Origin of the sequence: Prevotella sp. S7 MS 2, from assembly GCF_000762865.1 — a bacterium.
Lineage (GTDB): Bacteria > Bacteroidota > Bacteroidia > Bacteroidales > Bacteroidaceae > Prevotella.
In genome coordinates, this window is sequence record NZ_JRPT01000028.1 from 24,374 (window position 1) to 43,546 (window position 19,173).

14 protein-coding genes and 3 pseudogenes are annotated in these 19,173 nt (G+C 46.4%); 9 read left to right on the forward strand and 8 right to left on the reverse strand.

Annotated features, from left to right (window positions below; translation table 11 throughout):
* Positions 1 to 124 precede the first annotated feature (124 nt).
* Positions 125 to 1,489, reverse strand: coding sequence for an NAD(P)/FAD-dependent oxidoreductase (locus HMPREF0671_RS06260; RefSeq protein WP_036898219.1), 1,365 nt, complete (start codon positions 1,487 to 1,489; stop codon positions 125 to 127).
* Positions 1,490 to 1,912: 423 nt separating this feature from the next.
* Between HMPREF0671_RS06260 and leuS the strand changes: the two genes are divergently transcribed.
* The 8 genes and pseudogenes from leuS to HMPREF0671_RS06290 all read left to right on the forward strand — a co-directional run bounded on the left by leuS (position 1,913) and on the right by HMPREF0671_RS06290 (position 11,199).
* Positions 1,913 to 4,807, forward strand: coding sequence for a leucine--tRNA ligase (gene leuS, locus HMPREF0671_RS06265; RefSeq protein WP_036898222.1), 2,895 nt, complete (start codon positions 1,913 to 1,915; stop codon positions 4,805 to 4,807).
* Positions 4,808 to 4,815: 8 nt separating this feature from the next.
* Positions 4,816 to 5,742, forward strand: a complete 927-nt coding sequence (locus HMPREF0671_RS06270) for a YitT family protein (protein ID WP_036898225.1) — start codon at positions 4,816 to 4,818, stop codon at positions 5,740 to 5,742.
* Positions 5,739 to 6,110 (forward strand): annotated as a pseudogene (locus HMPREF0671_RS12475) (non-canonical purine NTP pyrophosphatase); the annotation flags it as partial. The gene HMPREF0671_RS06270 and the pseudogene HMPREF0671_RS12475, both read left to right, overlap by 4 nt.
* A 141-nt stretch (positions 6,111 to 6,251) precedes the next feature.
* A pseudogene (locus tag HMPREF0671_RS12480) lies at positions 6,252 to 6,518 on the forward strand (endonuclease domain-containing protein); the annotation flags it as partial.
* A gap of 90 nt (positions 6,519 to 6,608) precedes the next feature.
* Complete coding sequence (locus HMPREF0671_RS12485) at positions 6,609 to 6,875, forward strand: non-canonical purine NTP pyrophosphatase (RefSeq protein WP_369793934.1); 267 nt, start codon at positions 6,609 to 6,611, stop codon at positions 6,873 to 6,875.
* A 6-nt stretch (positions 6,876 to 6,881) separates the two neighbouring features.
* Positions 6,882 to 7,784 carry a glycosyltransferase gene (locus HMPREF0671_RS06280; protein ID WP_156958382.1) on the forward strand — a complete coding sequence of 301 codons (903 nt, stop codon included), beginning with the start codon at positions 6,882 to 6,884 and terminating at the stop codon, positions 7,782 to 7,784.
* Complete coding sequence (locus tag HMPREF0671_RS06285) at positions 7,781 to 9,778, forward strand: Por secretion system sorting domain-containing protein (RefSeq protein ID WP_036898228.1); 1,998 nt, start codon at positions 7,781 to 7,783, stop codon at positions 9,776 to 9,778. The genes HMPREF0671_RS06280 and HMPREF0671_RS06285 overlap by 4 nt, the downstream gene beginning before the upstream one ends.
* 8 nt (positions 9,779 to 9,786) lie before the next feature.
* Entirely contained in the window at positions 9,787 to 11,199 is a 1,413-nt protein-coding gene (locus tag HMPREF0671_RS06290; RefSeq protein ID WP_036898232.1) for a hypothetical protein, read from the forward strand.
* A 246-nt stretch (positions 11,200 to 11,445) separates the two neighbouring features.
* Here the strand turns inward: HMPREF0671_RS06290 and HMPREF0671_RS12685 are convergent.
* Positions 11,446 to 11,526 (reverse strand): annotated as a pseudogene (locus tag HMPREF0671_RS12685) (TonB-dependent receptor); the annotation flags it as partial.
* Positions 11,527 to 11,814: 288 nt separating this feature from the next.
* Here HMPREF0671_RS12685 and HMPREF0671_RS06300 point away from each other — a divergent pair.
* Positions 11,815 to 12,492: a M15 family metallopeptidase gene (locus HMPREF0671_RS06300; RefSeq protein ID WP_036898237.1), complete on the forward strand. Its 678-nt coding sequence runs from the start codon at positions 11,815 to 11,817 to the stop codon at positions 12,490 to 12,492.
* Between the two features lie 109 nt (positions 12,493 to 12,601).
* Here the strand turns inward: HMPREF0671_RS06300 and HMPREF0671_RS06305 are convergent, their stop codons facing one another.
* The 6 genes from HMPREF0671_RS06305 to HMPREF0671_RS06330 all read right to left on the reverse strand — a co-directional run bounded on the left by HMPREF0671_RS06305 (position 12,602) and on the right by HMPREF0671_RS06330 (position 18,915).
* Positions 12,602 to 13,561: an aldo/keto reductase gene (locus HMPREF0671_RS06305; protein WP_036898239.1), complete on the reverse strand. Its 960-nt coding sequence runs from the start codon at positions 13,559 to 13,561 to the stop codon at positions 12,602 to 12,604.
* A gap of 122 nt (positions 13,562 to 13,683) precedes the next feature.
* A complete protein-coding gene (locus HMPREF0671_RS06310; RefSeq protein WP_036898241.1) occupies positions 13,684 to 15,555 on the reverse strand; it encodes a 4-hydroxy-3-methylbut-2-en-1-yl diphosphate synthase in 1,872 nt (623 codons plus the stop codon).
* On the reverse strand, positions 15,555 to 16,064 hold the full coding sequence (gene purE / locus HMPREF0671_RS06315) for a 5-(carboxyamino)imidazole ribonucleotide mutase (RefSeq protein WP_036898243.1): 510 nt from the start codon (positions 16,062 to 16,064) through the stop codon (positions 15,555 to 15,557). Before purE ends, HMPREF0671_RS06310 begins: the two co-directional genes overlap by 1 nt.
* 16 nt (positions 16,065 to 16,080) lie before the next feature.
* Positions 16,081 to 16,698 (reverse strand): phosphatase PAP2 family protein, encoded by a 618-nt coding sequence (locus HMPREF0671_RS06320; protein WP_036898245.1) that lies wholly within the window; start codon positions 16,696 to 16,698, stop codon positions 16,081 to 16,083.
* Positions 16,699 to 16,773: 75 nt separating this feature from the next.
* A complete protein-coding gene (rpoN, locus tag HMPREF0671_RS06325) occupies positions 16,774 to 18,264 on the reverse strand; it encodes an RNA polymerase factor sigma-54 (protein ID WP_036898248.1) in 1,491 nt (496 codons plus the stop codon).
* A 3-nt stretch (positions 18,265 to 18,267) separates the two neighbouring features.
* Positions 18,268 to 18,915 carry a hypothetical protein gene (locus HMPREF0671_RS06330; RefSeq protein WP_036898250.1) on the reverse strand — a complete coding sequence of 216 codons (648 nt, stop codon included), beginning with the start codon at positions 18,913 to 18,915 and terminating at the stop codon, positions 18,268 to 18,270.
* Positions 18,916 to 19,173 lie beyond the last annotated feature (258 nt).

Sequence of the window (19,173 nt, forward strand, 5' to 3'; positions counted from 1 at the left end):
TTGCAATAACATAACCAAAGCAAAAAATATCTTTCGCATAGTCTAATTTTATTGTTAGTACCCGTTGGCAGAATTAAGTATGCACTAAATTAATTCCACCAACGGGTTTTTATGAGGTTTTTTCTTACCTCTTTTCGTTTTCCTCTTCTTGCTCGTTGAGGTCTTCACCCCAATGCACACGAGCCTCACGCTTTTCGCGTTCGCGTACTTCCAATACTTTCTGTGGGTAGAAAATCATGCGGAGCGACTGGTTGTAGTTGAAGTAGTTCCATATCCAGTTGAGCAATACCACCACCTTGTTGCGCACGCCCAAGATGGAGCGTAGGTGCACTAAGAGCCACATGAGCCATGCGATGAAACCGCTCAAACGGATACTTGCGAACTCGGCTACAGCCTTATTGCGTCCTACGGTGGCCATCGAACCGAGGTTCTTATAATGGAATGGTTTCAGTTCTTTGCCTTTTTCGAGTCGGCGAAGGTTTTTACCGAGGTTTACCCCCTGCTGGATAGCTACTTGAGCCAGCTGTGGATGACCGTTGGGATAGGCTTCGTCGCCACTCATAATACACTGGTCGCCGATGCTGAATACATCTTCTAATCCCTCTACTTGGTTGAATTCGTTCACCTTGATACGTCCGCCGCGCCCTAAAAGAGCATTGTCGAGATTGCCGACAGGCTGTCCTTTGACGCCACTCACCCAGATGAAAGTACGTGTAGAAATGCTGCTACCGTCGGCCAACATCACTTTGTGATCTTGGTAATCGGTTACCATCTTATTGAGTAGTACGTTGACACCCATGTTACGCAGGTATTTCTCTACCTCATCAGACGATTCTTTAGAGAAAGCAGGGAGTAATCGGTTGCCCGCCTCGATGAGGTAGATATTCATGAGCGACGCATCCAAGTCGGGATAGTCGTGAGGTAAGATAGTGTTCTTCATCTCTGAGAGCACGCCAGCCACCTCTACGCCCGATGCACCACCACCAACAACGACAACGTTCAAGAGTTCTTGTTGTTCCAATTTGGTAGCACAGGTGATGGAACGCTCTATGTTTGAGAGAATGGCATTCTGCAATCCCATGGCTTCAGATACCGTTTTCATGGGTACGGCATTGTGCTCTACGTTCACGTTTCCGAAGAAATTGGTGGTTGCTCCAGCCGAGAGTACGAGGTAATCGTACTCCACTTTGCCGATGGAAGTTTGTATAATCTTCTTGTCAGGATATATCGCACGCAGCTCGGCCATACGGAAATATAGGTTCTTACGGTTTTGAAAGTTCCGTCTGAAAGGGAAAGAGATGGAGCTGGGTTCCATTCCTGCCGATGCTACTTGGTAAATCAATGGGGGGAATTGATGGTAGTTGTTCTTGTCGATGAGAATCACTTGATAGTCGGCTCCTTTCAACTTGTTAGCCAGTTTTAGTCCTCCGAATCCGCCACCAACGATAACTACTCTCTTTTGATTGCCTTTGCTAATATTTAAACTCATATCCTATATACTTTAAAACCATTGCAAAATTACTCAATTTTAGATAAATATACTCTACTCACTTATGATTATTTTATCGCTGCAGATATTTTTCAGTATTGCTGCCTCGACTTTTCAGTGCTGTTGAATGGGCTTGGCAGCAATTCTGATGAGCCGTAGCAGTAGCCCCACCCCAACCCTCCCCAAAAGGGGAGGGGGCAAAGGTAAGAGTTAAAAGGTAAGAGATGTAGAGCCAGAAAGTTTTCCGTCTTACAAGCAAATAAGCCTCTTAGTATACCAATCTATACTAATATAGGTGTAAAAGGTACAAATACCACTTATTTTTATTACTTTTGCAATCAGAATATAATCAAGGGAATGACGGCTCATGTTAACCCGTTTTTGGCACAGTGAAGAGCGGTCGACCTACAAAACAATACGACAATGGAATACAATTTCAGAGAAATCGAGAAGAAATGGCAAAAGCGTTGGGTGGAGAATGCTACCTATCGTGTGACTGAGGACAAGACACGTAAGAAGTTCTATGTGCTCAATATGTTCCCATACCCATCGGGTGCCGGCTTGCATGTGGGCCATCCACTGGGCTATATAGCCAGCGACATCTATGCTCGCTACATGCGTTTGCAAGGTTATAATGTGCTCAATCCGATGGGATACGACGCTTATGGTTTGCCGGCTGAGCAGTATGCTATTCAAACAGGGCAGCATCCGGCCATCACAACCGAGCAGAATATCAACCATTATCGCGAACAGCTCGACAAGATTGGATTCTGTTTCGACTGGGAACGTGAAGTGCGTACTTGCGAACCGGGGTATTATAAGTGGACACAGTGGGCCTTTGAGAAGATGTTTGAATCGTATTATTGCAACGAAGAACAGAAGGCTCGTCCCATCACGGAGCTTGTGGAATATATCTCAAAGAATGGTACCAAAGGCTTGACAGTGGCTCAAAGCGAGGACTTGGACATCACGGCCGAGCAGTGGAATGGCATGAGCGAGAAGGAACAACAGCAGGTGTTGATGAACTACCGTATTGCTTATCTAGGCGAAACAATGGTTAACTGGTGTGCCGGACTGGGTACGGTGTTGGCCAACGACGAGGTGGTCGATGGCGTAAGTGTACGCGGTGGCTATCCCGTGGTACAAAAGAAGATGCGCCAATGGTGCTTGCGCACATCGGCGTATTCACAGCGTTTGCTCGATGGATTGGACAGTGTAGACTGGACTGACTCGTTGAAAGAGACCCAGCGCAACTGGATTGGTCGTTCGGAGGGTACCGAGGTGAAGTTCAAGTTGGCGAAAGCAGTGTCTGACAAGTCTGTTTTATCCGACCAATCTGACCTTTCAGAGTTCATTATCTTCACCACTCGTGCCGATACGATGTTTGGTGTTACGTTCATGGTATTGGCTCCTGAGAGCGAATATGTGGCTCAGGTAACTACCGATGAGCAGCGTGAAGAGGTGGAGAAGTATCTGGAATACGTGAAGAAGCGTACCGAACTCGACCGTATGAGCGACCGAAAAGTGACGGGTGTGTTCTCTGGTAGCTATGCCATCAACCCATTCACAGGCAAGCAGGTACCTATTTGGATTAGCGAATATGTATTGGCCGGCTATGGAACAGGTGCCATTATGGCCGTTCCGGCACACGATAGTCGCGACTATGCGTTTGCAAAACATTTCAATCTGCCTATTATCCCGCTGATTGGGGGAGCCGATGTGAGTGAGGAAAGTTATGATGCCAAGGAGGGAATTGTATGCAATTCGCCGGCTCAAGGAGAGTCGAGTTGTGGTTTGGTGTTGAATGGTTTAAGTGTCAAAGAAGCCATTGCAGCCACAAAAAAATATGTTGAGAGCAATGGATTGGGCCGTGTGAAGGTGAATTATCGCCTCCGCGATGCCATCTTCTCGCGTCAACGCTACTGGGGAGAGCCGTTCCCCGTGTACTATAAAGATGAGATGCCTTACATGATTCCGGAAGAATGCCTGCCGTTGGAGTTGCCCGAAATCGATAAATACGAACCAACGGAGACGGGCGAACCACCATTGGGACGTGCTAAGATGTGGGCGTGGGACACCGCGAACAAGAAAGTGGTAGACAAGAGTCTTGTAGACAACGTGTCGGTATTCCCCATCGAGCTCTATACCATGCCCGGATTTGCGGGTAGTTCGGCTTATTATCTGCGCTATATGGACAACCGTAACGATGAGGCTTTGGTGTCGAAAGAGGTCGATAACTATTGGCAGAACGTAGATTTGTACGTCGGTGGTACCGAACATGCGACCGGACACCTTATCTATTCGCGCTTCTGGAACAAGTTCTTGTATGATATGGGCGTGAGTTGCAAGGAAGAACCGTTCCAGAAACTCATCAATCAAGGCATGATACAGGGACGCTCCAACTTTGTATATCGGGTGAATAACGCCGACTCGGCCAAGGCTCCTGTCTTCGTATCGTTGGGTTTGAAAGACCAATACGAGACCACTCCGATTCACGTCGACGTGAATATCGTGAATGCAGATGTACTCGATACCGAGGCCTTTAAGGCTTGGCGACCGGAATATAAGAATGCAGAATTCATCCTCGAAGACCGTAAATATATTTGTGGTTGGGCTGTGGAGAAGATGTCGAAGTCTATGTTCAACGTTGTCAACCCGGACATGATTGTCGATAAATATGGTGCCGATACACTGCGATTGTACGAGATGTTCCTCGGCCCGGTGGAGGCTAGCAAGCCTTGGGATACCAATGGTATCGATGGATGTCACCGTTTCTTGAAGAAACTTTGGGCACTCTTCTGGGATGCACGTGGCGAGAATGACACGTTCTTGGTCAATGACGATGCTCCTACCAAGGACTCGTTGAAAAGCCTACACAAGTTGATTAAGAAGGTAACCGATGATATTCAGAAGTTCTCATACAACACTGCTATCAGCGCTTTCATGATAGCTGTGAACGAATTGAGCCAGCAGAAGTGTCATAGTCGCGAGATATTGCGTGCGTTGACCATTATCATCGCACCGTTTGCACCGCATATTGCCGAAGAGTTCTGGGCTTCGTTGGGCGAGCAGGGTAGCATTTGCGATGCACAATGGCCGGCTTTCGATGAGCAATATCTGGTGGAAAGCGAGATTCAATTGGCCATTTCCTTTAACGGAAAGGCTCGCTATCAAAAGACATTTGCGGCCGATGCAACCAAGGAATTCATGGAGAAAGCCGTGTTGGAAGATGAGCGTAGTCAGAAATATCTAGAGGGAAAGAGCATCGTAAAGGTGATTGTCGTGCCCAAGAAGATAGTTAATATCGTACTTAAATAAATCAGTATATGAATTTACCCTTTAACATTAGCCCCGTCATACGCGACGAAGTCAGGGACTATCTGTACTTGACACTGGGACTACTGCTCTTCTCTTTCGGGTGGGCAGTGTTCCTCTTACCATACGGAATCGTTACCGGTGGTGTGACGGGTATTGCTGCTATCATCTTCTATGCGACGGGAATACCGTTGGCTTACTCCTATTTTGTGCTCAATGCGTTGTTGTTAGGTGTCGCATTGAAGATACTTGGAGTAAAGTTTTTGATGAAGACCATCTATGCAATCTTGGTTCTTTCGCTGCTTCTTGATGTTGCTCAGAAAGCCGTTACACAGCCCGATGGCACGTTGCTTAGAATACTTGGCGATGGTCAAGACTTCATGTCGCTCATCCTTGGTTGCTCGTTTACGGGTGCATCGTTGGCCATTGTGTTCCTACATAACGGTTCAACGGGTGGTACGGACATCATTGCTGCGGTGGTCAACAAGTATCATAACATCTCTCTGGGGCGTGTATTGATCTTCGTAGACCTTTTGATTATTGGTAGTTCTTACCCTGTTTTCGAGGATTGGAGGAAGCTTGTGTTCGGTCTTTGTACGATGGTTATCGAGAATTTCGTACTTGATTATGTGATGAATGCGCGTCGAGAGTCGGTTCAGTTCATGATATTCAGCAAGAAATATCAAGAGATTGCCAATGCCATTGGTACACAGATGGATCACGGTGTGACCATTCTCGATGGGCATGGATGGTATACCGGACAGGAAATGAAGGTGCTTTGTATTCTTGCCAAGAAGCGAGAAAGCCAGTATATCTTCCGTCTTATCAAGATGATTGACCCTAATGCGTTTGTCAGTCAGTCGGCCGTTATCGGAGTATATGGTGAAGGTTTCGACGAGATGAAGGTGAAAGTACCTAAGGGTATAGAAAAGAAATGAAGATAGTTTTTGCTACCAACAATGCTCATAAACTCGATGAGATTCGACGAATATTGGGCAATCGCTGTGAAATAGTGTCGCTTGCCGATATCGGTTGTCATGAAGATATTCCCGAAACAGGCGATACTTTGGAAGCAAACGCGTTGCAAAAAGCGCAGTATGTGTACGAACATTACGGCTTGAGTTGCTTTGCCGACGACACAGGGTTGGAGGTTGAGGCGCTCGATGGAGCCCCCGGTGTGCACAGTGCACGCTATGCTGAGGGTACCGATCACGATTCCGAAGCTAATATGGCGAAGTTGTTGAGAGAGCTAGAAGGTAAGGATAATCGCCGCGCACAGTTCAGAACGGTGATTTGTTTGATTCAGAATGGCCCTCTCCGTCTCCCCCATGAAGGGGGAATGTCTTCTCCTTTATCGAAGCATTCTCATGCTTATCAAACAGCAAATCGTGCTAACTATGGTATCCTAAAAGCTTTTAGGGAGGAGAACATTGGTCATACGACAGATGCCGAACGTGCATTATGGGATGCTATCAAGTGCGAAAATCTTGGTTTTAAGTTTCGCAAACAACATATAATAGGTGATTATATTGCTGATTTCGTGTGTCTTTCTGTGGGCTTAATAGTAGAAGTTGATGGTGAATATCATCGCTCTTACGACCAGCGAATTACCGATGAGCAACGTACACAAGACTTAAACAAATTGGGATTTGAGGTTGTTAGGTTTGCCAATGAAGAAGTTATTGGGAATATGGATGGCGTAATTCAAACTATTAAAAAACATCTTAGTGAATTACAAACACTAAAATTTGCTTCTCAACAAACTTCCAAAGTCTCCTCCTTAGGGGACGATTCAACAGGGACAATGACAGTATCTTATTCTGATTCTAGTCTTCAAGTCTCCCCTTCAAGGGGAGATTTAGAGGGGCCTATCTTCTTCTCTGGTTCTGTTTCCGGCACCATTGCACACTCAAAGAGTGGAAGTGGGGGATTCGGATACGACCCGCTGTTTGTTCCGGAAGGCTATGATAAGAGTTTTGCGGAATTGGGTGCTGAGGTGAAAAACAAGATTTCGCATCGCGCCAGAGCCGTGGAGAAGTTGGCAGAGTATCTCCATTCACTCGAAGAATAGGACGTCTTGATTACGCAGCTGTCGATACTTCTGCCCACCTACAACTGCTATTGTATGCGTTTGGTGGCCGCATTGCATGCTCAATGTGCTGCCATTCGTGCTTTAACATTTGAGATAATCGTGGCCGACGATGCTTCCACGGAGCACCGCTATGTGGAAGCTAATCGCTCTATTCGGCAGTTCGACCACGTGTCTTATATCGAATGCGAAGTCAATCGTGGTCGTTCGGGTATTCGAAACTTCCTTACTGCGCAATCACATTATCCCTTTTTGCTCTTTATTGATGGCGATTTGGCGCTCGATAATCCTCATTTCATCTTGCAATATCTATCCTCACAGGCCGATATCGTGGTAGGTGGAATAACTATTGGAGGCACTGTAGAACTTTGGAAGGACAATCTTCGATGGCTCTATGAGAAACGGTCGGAGTGTAAACATACCGTCGAAAGAAGACAACAGTACGGTTTTCGGCAGTTTCGTAGTACTAATTTCCTTGTTCGTAGAGTTGTTGCCGAGCGGTGTCCGTTTGATGAAAGTATCCGAATCTACGGTTATGAAGACGTGTTGTTTGGCAAGTTCGTTGAGCAACAGGGCTTTACTATTGCGCATATTGACAATCCCGTGCAGCTCAATGAGTTTGAGTCGAACGCTCTTTTCTTACAAAAAACAGAGCAATCTTTGCGTGTTTTATCCGGTTGTCGCAATCGATTGCAGGGTTATTCGTCCTTACTTCACGTGATCGAAATACTTCATCGGCTTCGATTGCATCCCTTTTTCAAACAGCTATACCATCTCTTTGGTTCCCGTATCAAACATCGGTTGGAAGGCAATAAACCCAATGTTTTTCTGTTAAATATATACAAGCTTCTCTTTTTTGCTAGCCTTATCAATCCTAAAGAAGACGTATGAAACAACGAATATTCAATTTGATAACCTTCCTTTGTGTCGCTTGTACTGCCTTACAAGCCGCGTCTATCGGCACATGGAAGGCTTATCGTGCTTACAGTGATATTACCGATGTGCAGCAAGGTGGCAATATGCTCTATGTGTTGGCATCTAAAAGCCTGTACACTTACAACAAAAATGACCACAGCTTGCAACTTTATGACAAGACCAATGGGTTGAGTGGTACCGATATTTCGTTTATAGCATGGTCGCAAACTGTCCGTAAACTTATCATTGTTTATACCGATGGGAACATCGATTTGCTCTCTGCTGATGGGCGAACTACCAATATTTTAGGCTATTATAATGCCAGTGTTGCCGGCGATAAAACGATCTATGGGGTTGATATCAACGGCAAATTTGCCTATCTTTCCACCGGTTTCGGAGTTGTCAAGGTCAATATGGACAATGCCGAAATAGCTGAAACATATCATCTCGGATTCCGTATAGACTATACATATATTGATGGTGCCAAGCTGTATGTGGCTTCCAGTGTGCAAGGACTTTATGCCGCTGCACTCTCAAGTAATTTGCTTGATAAGGCAGTATGGGCTCGTGTGGGCGATTATCAAGCCTATGTAAAGTCGATAGACGATGCCCTCTTGACGCAAGTAAAGTCGTTGAAGCCCGGTGGTCCCAAGTATAATGATTTTGGTTTCCTACTTTTTAAGCATGGAAAACTCTATTCAGTTCCGGGATATGCAGATAATCTTCCGGCTGTTATCCAGATATTTGATGGGAGCGACTGGGCTGTGACAAATGAAAAACAACCGTCATTGAACCACGTATTTGTGAACTTTGCGGCGTTGAGTGTAGACCCCACCAATGAGAAGCATGTTTTTGCTTGTGGGCAAACGGGGGTATATGAGTATCTCAACAACGAGATGGTGAAGGAGTATTCCAATCATAATAGTCCGCTACAGACGGCTTCCACAGTAGGCAACAATAATCGCAATTATGTTGTGACAACTGGACTTTGCCATGACAATACAGGTAATCTGTGGGTCATGAATAGCATTAGTCCCTCCACGTCTATCCTTGAATTGCAGAATGACAATACGTGGGAAGCTTTTTACCATAAAGAGTTGATGGTCTATAACAATCGTTCTTGGGAGAATATGGCGGATGTTATGTTTGATAGTCGTGGTCTCATGTGGTTTGTCAATAACTTCTATCGTGTACCGGCATTGGCCTGTTATCAGCCGGCTACCGATGTTATTAAGACTTATCCTACTATTACTAACCAAGACGGAACGCCCCTCCAAATAGGTTATGTGCGTTGTGTGGAAGAAGATTTGGATAAGAATATATGGGTGGGAACGAATGTCGGACCTGTCTATCTATCTGCTTCCGAGATAGCAAATAATGGAAATACATTCATACAAGTGAAGGTGGCGCGTAACGATGGTACCAATTTTGCCTCCTACTTATTAAGTGGTGTGGATATTCTCTCAATGGCTATAGATGGTGCCGGGCGCAAATGGTTCGGTACAAATGGCAATGGTGTCTACCTCATCAGTGCTGACAACCAGACTGAGTTGCAACATTTTGTGGCATCAAGTAGCCCACTTCTCTCCGACGAGGTACAGAGTATAGCCATTGACGATGCCTCCGGTGTGGTGTATTTCGGTACATCCAAGGGACTTTGTTCGTATCAAAGCGATGCCACCAAAGCTGCCGATATCATGACCAAAGAGACGGTCTATGCCTATCCGAACCCTGTTCGCCCCGACTATACCGGGCCTATCACGGTAGTGGGATTGACCTATGATGCCGATGTTAAGATAGTTTCGGCAGCCGGATATTTAGTTAAACAAGGGCGCAGCAATGGTGGTACGTTCGTTTGGGACGGCACCGGTACGAATGGAAGGCGTGTCCCTAGTGGAATATATATGGTACAAACGGCTACGCAAGATGGCGATAAAGGAACGGTATGTAAGATTGCCATCATTAATTAACCAGTATTATGCGACAGTATATACATACTCATTGGGCTATTGCCATTATTCTATGCTTCTTCCCTGTTGCCTTATGGGCCCTGCTACAGTTACAACCTACATTTGATGATTGGACTTACTTGACGACTCCCTACACCGGAAAACTATCGGAAGTCATTTTTCCTGCAGGCGTCTATTGGCGTCCGTTCGACGGATTGATAGGCTATGTGCTGGGCTTCAATTACCATCTATTCCCTGCGCTTAACCATCTGATAGTGCTTTTGGGACATACTTTGGCTGCCGTATGTGTATTCCTTTTGTGCCAAAAATTGAAGTTTAAGGCTGCTTCTACAAACATAGCTACCTTGTTTTTCTATCTTGCTCCGGGCATGTTGGGCACGGTGTTGGATATCGATTCCATTAACCAGACTTACTCAGCTTTGTGGGGATTGATAGGACTTCTACTTTTTTTGCGTTATCAAGGTAGCGTTCGTATTGCTTGTTATGTCGTTTGTTGTTATTTTGCAGTGCTTTCCAAGGAGAACGGAATCCTTTGGTTTGCCATTATCCCTCTCTTTGCTTGGGGAATCAATAGGCTTTCCATGCGTTGCTTATGGCAGTTTGCCGGTCTTGCATTTGGCTGCATATTGCTGTATGGTATTGCAAGATTGTCATTGCCCAACAGTGGGATGTATGTCAACAATGAATATTATAGTTTTGCTTTGGCAGTCAAGATCAAGAATATCGCCAAGTTTGTGGCAGTTACATGTGTCCCTACTGATTATGTAGGTCTCATGCGTCGAAGCCCTATTGGTATTGCCGGTGCAGTCTTAACCTTCTTTATGGCCATGCCGTTTTACCTGTCATTGTTTGCTTCAAAGGTCCGTTATTGGCGCGAACGGACGTTTTGGATGTTCCTATTCTGCATTTTCTTAGGTGCTTCCATTCACTTGGCAACTATCTTTACCGTCATGCATGCCTACGCTTCTTTAGGTTTGGAAGCTCTCTTGGTAGCCTATCTGCTAGATAAGCAAACAGTCTCTAAGCGTATCATAGGTTTCACCTTATTATATATGGTGTCTGCTTTCATGATAGCCACTTCCCATTGGGATGCTGCAAGAGCAGCAGGGCAATTGGCTCAACGTATGGGAGAGAACACGCTGCGAGTGCTCAAAAATCCAGTTGATAGCGTTTATAGCATCATGTTGGAAGACACTGTAATACATTATTCTTCGTTCCTTGTACCTCCTGCCAAGGCTTTTGGTTGGGGTAGAGCTGCCATACATGCAAGCGAATACCGATGGCCGAAAGAATGGAAAGATACATTGATACAGCGTGATAATAAGGCTGCTATCCCACGATTGGTAAAACTTGCACATCAAAAGGGCTATCGCTGCGTGATGGTTTATGATGGGGAGAGAATGAAGGTGGTGTCTCGATAGTTTCGTATTATCACTTGCCTGCATATCTCTTTAGTGTACAAAGATACTCTATTAGATTTAGTCTTTCCAAACAAATAGCATATTATTAGTGCATACATAGCAATGGTTCTTGGAGATGATGTTTCCCGTGCTAACCTATAATATATTGTGTCATTCGATAAGACTTATTAAAAACAAAAGGATTACCATTCATCTCAAATGGTAATCCCTTACTGTTAGCACCACGACTGGTGCCTATTGACTAAATTAGAGAGTTATGCTTACACCGCCATACCATGTTGCACCGTATACTGGAGCATACATGAAGGCTGCATCATCGAGATGTTTGCCTGTTACGATGCTTTTCACATCACCAAAAAGCATCGCGTCTGTATCTTGCGCCACGCAGTGTAGCACTGCCATCAAGGCAAAGAGTGCTACGAAATACATTCTTTTCATATTATTGAAGTTACTGTTTTAGCCGGTGCAAAATTATACTTTGTTTTACATATCAACAATACTTAAAAGTAGGTAAACATTTCTTGATTTTCTGTGGTATTGAGTTTTTAGGTATTATAAGTAAGTATTGTAAAGTGTAAATATATGCTTTCAGATGGAATTGTTTACCTTTGTGGTATGAAGAAGGTTTGTTTTTCATTTTTATTATGGTTGTTAGCAATGCCATATTGGGCTTTGGCGCAACAGTTAAGTCGCATGGCGCAAAGCTTAGAACGCCGTGGTTACGTGAATGTGAAGCAAGTTGAGCCTACTATTCAAGTGAGTCTGATGTATGGGCGTGCCGATAATTTCACGGGGCGGGTGCTTTACGATGACTTGCGCGAGGCTTACTTACATCCCCAAGCAGCCGCAGCACTGGCACGAGCACAGCGTCGGTTGAAGCAATTACGCCCCGACTTGTCACTCAAGGTGTACGATGCGGCTCGTCCCATGAGTATCCAACAGAAGATGTGGGACTGTGTGGAGAATACGTCGAAAGATATTTATGTGAGCAATCCGGCGCATGGTGGCGGTTTACACAACTATGGGTTGGCGGTTGATATCACTTTGTGTGATGCGCGAGGTGACACGCTTGATATGGGAACGAAGATAGATTATATGGGTGCGGCAGCTCATATAGACCGCGAAGATGCACTGGTGGCCGAGCGCAAAATCAGTCGTCGGGCACGCGATAATCGCCGATTGTTACGTCAAGTGATGCGTTATGCCGGTTTCAGAGGACTGCGCACGGAGTGGTGGCATTTTAATTTTAAGAGTCGGGCAGAGGCGAAACGTGCCTACCAAGTGATTAAATAAGGAGGATAGATTTCTGAATTTTGTCCAAAGGACAATTCTTTTAATTACCGTAAACCTAAAGGCTTACAGTAATTAAGTGGTTGTCTTTTAGACAGTATACTATTACAAATTAATCCTCAACACACTTCATATTTTGAGCCAACTGGGCTACGGAGCTGGCTCCGACGAGCACACTTGTCACGCCTTGTTGTTCTAAAATCCATCGCAAAGCTTTCTCTGCGAGTGTGTGTCCGGCTGCTTCGGCCTCTTGGTTCCATGTTCTGAGTTGCGCAAGAAGTTCGGGTGTGAGTCGCTCTTCGGGCAATGATGTGTGATGAGCCATGCGACTATCAGCCGGGATACCGTCTAGATAACGGTTGGTAAGCAGTCCTTGGGCAAGCGGAGAGAAGCTGATGAAGCCGATACCATGGGTGCGGCAATATTCCAATTGTCCTTCGTCCATAGGCTTACGGTTTATCATATTCAGGCAATCTTGGTAGATAAGCAACGGCACATCGCGCTTGCGTAGATACTTGTCGGCTTTCTTCAAGGCTTCCAACGGCCAACGGCTGATGCCCACATAGAGTGCTTTTCCCGCGCGTACAATATCTACTAAGGCTTGCAAAGTTTCTTCGATAGGGGTCTCTGGGTCGAATCTATGGCTGTAGAAGAGGTCTACATAGTCCAAATGCATGCGTCTAAGACTTTGGTCAATGCTTGCCATGAGATACTTACGAGAGCCCCATTCACCGTAAGGACCGGGCCACATGTCGTATCCGGCCTTTGAAGATATGAAGAGTTCGTCGCGATATGGGCGGAAATCATCGTCCATCAAGCGCCCCATTGTTTCTTCTGCCGTGCCGTAAGGAGGACCGTAGTTGTTGGCCAAATCGAAGTGGGTGATACCATGGTCGAATGCGTAGTGGGTGATAGCGCGGCTCCGTTCGTAAGGGTCTACGCCTCCGAAATTGTGCCAAAAGCCCAGTGAGATACGTGGAAGTTTCACTCCTGTGTTGCCACAACGGGCATAGAGTGTGCCGGAATGGTCGTAACGCTCTTCCGCTGCTGTGTACCGTAGTTTGAGATTCATGCTCTTTGTAGAATTAGTAGTTAGTAGTGAAGAGTTAGAAGTTTTTAGAATGAGGAATTAGGAATGAAAAGCTGTATCTTATTTTAATCAACTTCTCACTCCTAAATCCTCACTTCTCACTCTTAACTCAAAACTTTGTCGCTTTCAATCAGATTGAGTAGATGTTCCACGGCCACCTCTTGAGGGATGTTTCTCTCTACACATTCCTGTCGGCGATAGAGCGAAACCTTGCCCGGACCGGCTCCTACGTAACCGTAATCGGCATCGGCCATCTCGCCCGGACCGTTCACAATACAGCCCATGATACCAATCTTGAGACCCTTCATATCCTTGGTTGCCTCACGAATTTGGGCGATGGTCTGTTGCAAATTATATAAGGTGCGACCGCAACCGGGGCAGCTGATGTATTCTGTTCGGGTGGTACGAAGGCGCGAAGCCTGCAATATTCCATAGGCGGTTTGGTCGATGAAGCTTTGTGGAATGGTACCATCGTTCATCAGCCAGATACCGTCGGTGAGTCCGTCTATCATCAATGCGCCCATGTCGGCTGCTGCTTCGAGCTGCAAATCGCTCTTTTCAAGCTGTGAATGGCGATACATCTGTGCGAAGATAACAGGGTTTTCAACTCCCGCATTCATCATCTCGTGAACCAAAGCACGCTGCTCTCCTAATCTGTTTTGGTGATTTGAAGCACATACGACCACCACTTCTGGGTGACTCTTGAGGCATGCCAAATACTCTTCTGTGGGACAGCCATATTGCAGAACGAGGAATTTGAGCGGAGCAGAAACCTGTCCTATAAATGGCATAGCGCTTACCGGGAAGATGGGGAAGATGTGAGAAACGTCTCCACCTTGGCTTGCTAATTCGGCGTATGTGTTGAAATCGAGGATGTAGTTCTGTCCGGGGAACAACTTGTCGGGCATTGCCGAGCCGGCATAAATATAGTCCGGACGTTGCGAGGGAGTCTGCTTGTCGCGGCTATCGTCGTTTCCCAGATTACCGATAACCACAGGAACCTGTGTCCCACCCACGTGGTGTACGGGTTTGGTGTGGCGTCGTTCAGGGCGCAACCAGTCGAAACCGGTATATGGCTCGGCCGGTATGAGCATGTGACCGCTATGCTTTCCGAGGTAATCTACCAAGTGACGAGCCACAGGAATCTCGCATTCCGGCTCCTCGCTGAGCGATACACGAATGGTATCACCGATGCCATCGGCCAATAAAGCACCAATTCCTACAGCGCTTTTGATACGTCCATCTTCGCCTTCTCCGGCTTCCGTGACGCCCAAATGCAGCGGATAGTGCAAGTCTTCGCGCTCCATCGTGTCGACTAAGAGGCGCATGCTGCGTACCATGACCACCGTATTTGATGACTTGATGGAGATGACTACGTCGTTGAAATTTTCTTTTTTGCAGATACGGAGAAACTCCATACAACTCTCAACGATACCTTCCGGTGTGTCACCATAGCGGTTGCGAATGCGATCAGAGAGCGATCCATGGTTCACACCGATACGAATTGCCGTGTGATTCTCCTTACAAATGTTGAGAAACGGTACGAATCTATCCTCTATCTTCTTTAACTCTTGCGCATATTCCTCGTCGGTATATTCCAACTTAATGAACTTGCGAGCAGGGTCAACATAGTTTCCCGGATTCACTCTTACTTTTTCTGCGTAGTGAGCAGCCACGTCGGCTACGTTGGGATTGAAGTGTACATCGGCCACAAGTGGGGTGTTGTAGCCACGCGATCGAATGCCCGCGTTGATATTTTTGAGGTTTTCTGCCTCCTTTGAACCTTGTGTTGTGAGTCGCACGAGTTCTCCTCCTGCGCGGATGATACGCTCTGCTTGTTCCACACAAGCATCGGTATCGTTGGTGTTGGTGGTCGTCATCGACTGTACACGGACAGGATTTTCGCCGCCCATGTCGATGGCTCCGATATGTACAACGGACGATTTGCGCCGTTGATAATTGAATAAATCTATCATTAGTTGGTCTTGAACTTATAGTCCTTTATATCTGCTAGCTCTGCATTTGCTTTCTCTATCTTTTGTCCCAAAGACGCTTTCCAAGCGTCAACTTTGGCTGCCATGTCGGCATCGGAGACCGCAATGATTTGCGCCGCGAGGATAGCTGCGTTCTGAGCAGCATTTATTCCCACCGTAGCTACGGGTATTCCGGGTGGCATTTGGATTATGGAAAGCATGGCGTCAAGCCCATCCAGCATGCCCTTGATAGGCACTCCAATGACGGGAAGTGGGGTAGATGCGGCGATAACACCGGGCAAAGCGGCCGACATTCCAGCTGCTGCTATGATGACTTTGATACCGCGTTCGCGAGCACCTTTGGCAAAAGCTTCGACCGCAGCGGGCGTTCTATGAGCCGAAAGAGCATTCACTTCGAAAGGTATCTCTTGACTTTCGAGCCATTTACAAGCTTTTTCCATGACGGGCAGATCGCTTGTGCTGCCCATGATAATACTCACAATAGGTTTCATATAAATGGATGTTTAATTATATAATTGCTATGGCGACAAACGCCAATAATAGTCCTAAGAAGAAGCCCGCAATGATTTGGGCCAATGAATGTTGCCGCAGAATCATGCGACTGGTACCTACCAAGCCGGCCAATATCATGACCAAGCAAAGCCACCATACCGGGTTGAACTCGAAGATGAGGGCAAATGCCATCAGCGCACCGGCTACTCCGCCACTCGCAACAGCATGGGTAGAAATCTTCCACCATACGTTTATCAGTGCACAGATAATCTGAATGACGAGCGCTGCCACCAAGATACCACCCATAAAGTGGGGCACATGGAGCAGATTCATCAGATAATAGCAGGCAAAGTAACACAATATGGAGATGACGTATGGCACCATTCGGCGCTCGCGAGCACCCAATTCGATGAGTGTCCACCCATGATAACGACGATACATGTGTATGAGTAGGGTAGGCGTAAGGATGGTAAAAAGATAGACCATAGCCAAAACGGAGAGCTTATAAGATAGCGGAAGCATGCTCAGATAGCTGAGTACGAAGAGTGCTACCAGTCCCAATAGTGGCAGATAGAAGGGCGAGAAGATGATACTTATAATTCTCGCAGCCGTTATAAGGTCCTTTTCTTTCATTACCTATGGTTAATCTAAAATCTTCAATTCAATTATTAATCTTTTATTCTTATTCTCTTTTTTGTCTCCCAAAAGCTACGTTTTGCGCAGTCGGGCAACCGGTAAGCCGAGTTGTTCGCGGTATTTGCCCACCGTACGTCGGGCTATCGGATAGCCTATCTTTTTCATTTCGGCCGTCAATAGGTCGTCGCTCATAGGCTTACGTTTATCTTCTTTGTCGATAATCTCTTTGAGTGCCAACTTGATTTTGCGTGTAGACATCTCCTCACCTTCCTCTGTCGTGTAGCTATCGGTGAAGAAATAGCGCAGTGGAAATGTTCCCCATCGTGTTTGGGCATACTTTACATTGCTTACACGACTGATGGTTGAGATGTCCAATCCCGTTTTGTCGGCAATGTCTTTCAGTATCATCGGGCGCAAATCGGCTTCGTCTCCGTCTTCGAAATACTTGTGTTGCCAGTCTATGATAGCTTTCATGGTGACTGTAAGCGTGTGTTGTCGCTGCTTCACTGCCTCGATAAAGCCTTGCGCTTTGTCTACTTTACCCTTGGCATAGAGCAATGCCTCTTTCATCTGGCGGCTCATTCCGGCTTTGTTGTTCTTGTAGGTTGCCATCATATTGGCAAATGATTCCGAGACATGCAGCTCCGGAATATTCCCTCTATTCAGCGAGAAACTCACGCTACCATCATCGGCTGTGTCGATGATAAAGTCGGGTGTAATTTGGTGGACGTTCCGTCCTTCGGTCTCACCAAGTGATGCTCCGGGTTTCGGATTGAGTCTTACGAGCTCTCGATGCAACGTTTCGGTCTGTATATCGTTCAGTCCTAGTTGGCTTTGAATCTTATCCCAATGCTTGCGGGTGAATTCTTCAAAATAGTCGTTGACTACACGTTGCATGTATTCTTTGAGCTTATTATCGGGTCGACGGTCTATTTGTAGTAATAGACATTCTTGTAGTGAGCGTGCTCCGATACCTGCCGGGTCCATCGTTTGCAGCAATCCGAGCAAGCGTTCTATTTCCTCTTCGGGCACATCTATATTATGGTATATGGCCAATTCGTCGCAAATGCTGTCCAAATCTTTGCGCAACAAGCCGTCGTCATCAAGACTTCCGATGAGATATTCCATCACTTGGACATCTTGTTCTGATAGCTCCATCATGCCCATTTGCTCTTTTAGTTTGTCGTAAAACGACGTAGTGTCGCCATAAACCATCTCTTCGTAGTCGGCATTTTGGTTATTGCTGCCGCTGTAGGTCTGTGGCATTTCGTCGTCGCGCCCTATGTTTTCGAGGGCGGCATCGAGTGCATCTTGCCGCTCTTCACGCTCGTTCTCTGTGTCGAAATCATCATCTTGGCTGTCTAGACGGTCGTCTACAGTCGACTCCGGCATCTCTTCGTCGCCTTTTTCCAGTGCCGGATTGTCATCTAGTTCGGCATTGATACTTTCCTCAAGCTCCGTCAATGGCATTTCCAACAGGTGCACATTGAGCATCTGCTGTTGCGACAAGCGTTGTACTTGCGCCAGTTTCTGTTCTTGAGTTTGTACGAGTTTCTGTGCCATAGCCTATTCTTTGAAGTATGCCGAGAGTTGCGCTGCCATCGAGGAGAGTTCCTCCGGATTGCCATTGCCGTATCTGTTCCATACGCGTCGGCATGGTTCGAGTAGTTCATGTGGTTGTTGAGGCCGAGCGAGATAGGGATCGCAAAGTTGGAAAGCCTCCATCGCTGCCACCACATGTTGCACGTCTATGCCCATGAGCCGGCTTAGTTCCACCACTTCGGGTGTCTCGTCCACCATCGTAATGGGCGTGAGTCGGAAGTATAAGTCGAGTATCATGATGAGCATGGTAGGTGTCAACGGACAGCTAACAGATACCGGCCGGAAGTCGCTCTCGAATGTTTCGTGGATGTCCACACCCTCGTAGAAAGCGTCTGGTTGGCCGAATCCGCACATGGTTCGTAATTTTCCTACCTCTTTAGCCAACCGTTTCGGGTGCGTAGCGTATGTCTCCCACAACATTTTCATGCTAGGTGTATCGAGCCTTCTGATGTGAAACATCTGTTGATAAAGAAATGTTGGTGGTATATGCAATTCCATTCCCACGTCGACCAAGGCTCTCGAATAAAGTGCCTTTACGCCAACGGGCTTCTTTAGGTATAGCTGTAAGAGAATCAGCCAGTATGTATCTTCCCACAAAGGATGCATGACCATCGCTCTTTCTTTTTATCGCAAAGATAGTGTAATTTGCAGACAAAAGCAAAGTTTTACTTTGATTTTGTTGAGATACCAGCCTATGTTGGGGGAGGAATGTGGGATGCCACGTCTCTACAGAAGCCTCTCCCCATCCATTATCTCCCTCATTTACTGTCGCACCGGCTGAGCCGACTGCAACTACTCGGTCGATGACCGCTGGTTCTCCAAAAGGAGAGGGAGTAAGAAATAGACCTTTTCTGTCCCACAACTAAAGAA

What these genes read in the sequence shown, in the direction of transcription:
- HMPREF0671_RS06300 (WP_036898237.1), top strand. Translation starts at nt 11,815, where the DNA reads ATGAAGAAGGTTTGTTTTTCATTTTTATTATGGTTGTTAGCAATGCCA.
- HMPREF0671_RS06285 (WP_036898228.1), top strand. Translation starts at nt 7,781, where the DNA reads ATGAAACAACGAATATTCAATTTGATAACCTTCCTTTGTGTCGCTTGT.
- HMPREF0671_RS06310 (WP_036898241.1), bottom strand. Translation starts at nt 15,555, where the DNA reads ATGATAGATTTATTCAATTATCAACGGCGCAAATCGTCCGTTGTACAT.
- purE (WP_036898243.1), bottom strand. Translation starts at nt 16,064, where the DNA reads ATGAAACCTATTGTGAGTATTATCATGGGCAGCACAAGCGATCTGCCC.
- HMPREF0671_RS06290 (WP_036898232.1), top strand. Translation starts at nt 9,787, where the DNA reads ATGCGACAGTATATACATACTCATTGGGCTATTGCCATTATTCTATGC.
- HMPREF0671_RS12485 (WP_369793934.1), top strand. Translation starts at nt 6,609, where the DNA reads ATGACAGTATCTTATTCTGATTCTAGTCTTCAAGTCTCCCCTTCAAGG.
- HMPREF0671_RS06305 (WP_036898239.1), bottom strand. Translation starts at nt 13,561, where the DNA reads ATGAATCTCAAACTACGGTACACAGCAGCGGAAGAGCGTTACGACCAT.
- HMPREF0671_RS06320 (WP_036898245.1), bottom strand. Translation starts at nt 16,698, where the DNA reads ATGAAAGAAAAGGACCTTATAACGGCTGCGAGAATTATAAGTATCATC.
- HMPREF0671_RS06330 (WP_036898250.1), bottom strand. Translation starts at nt 18,915, where the DNA reads ATGGTCATGCATCCTTTGTGGGAAGATACATACTGGCTGATTCTCTTA.
- leuS (WP_036898222.1), top strand. Translation starts at nt 1,913, where the DNA reads ATGGAATACAATTTCAGAGAAATCGAGAAGAAATGGCAAAAGCGTTGG.
- HMPREF0671_RS06270 (WP_036898225.1), top strand. Translation starts at nt 4,816, where the DNA reads ATGAATTTACCCTTTAACATTAGCCCCGTCATACGCGACGAAGTCAGG.
- HMPREF0671_RS06260 (WP_036898219.1), bottom strand. Translation starts at nt 1,489, where the DNA reads ATGAGTTTAAATATTAGCAAAGGCAATCAAAAGAGAGTAGTTATCGTT.
- rpoN (WP_036898248.1), bottom strand. Translation starts at nt 18,264, where the DNA reads ATGGCACAGAAACTCGTACAAACTCAAGAACAGAAACTGGCGCAAGTA.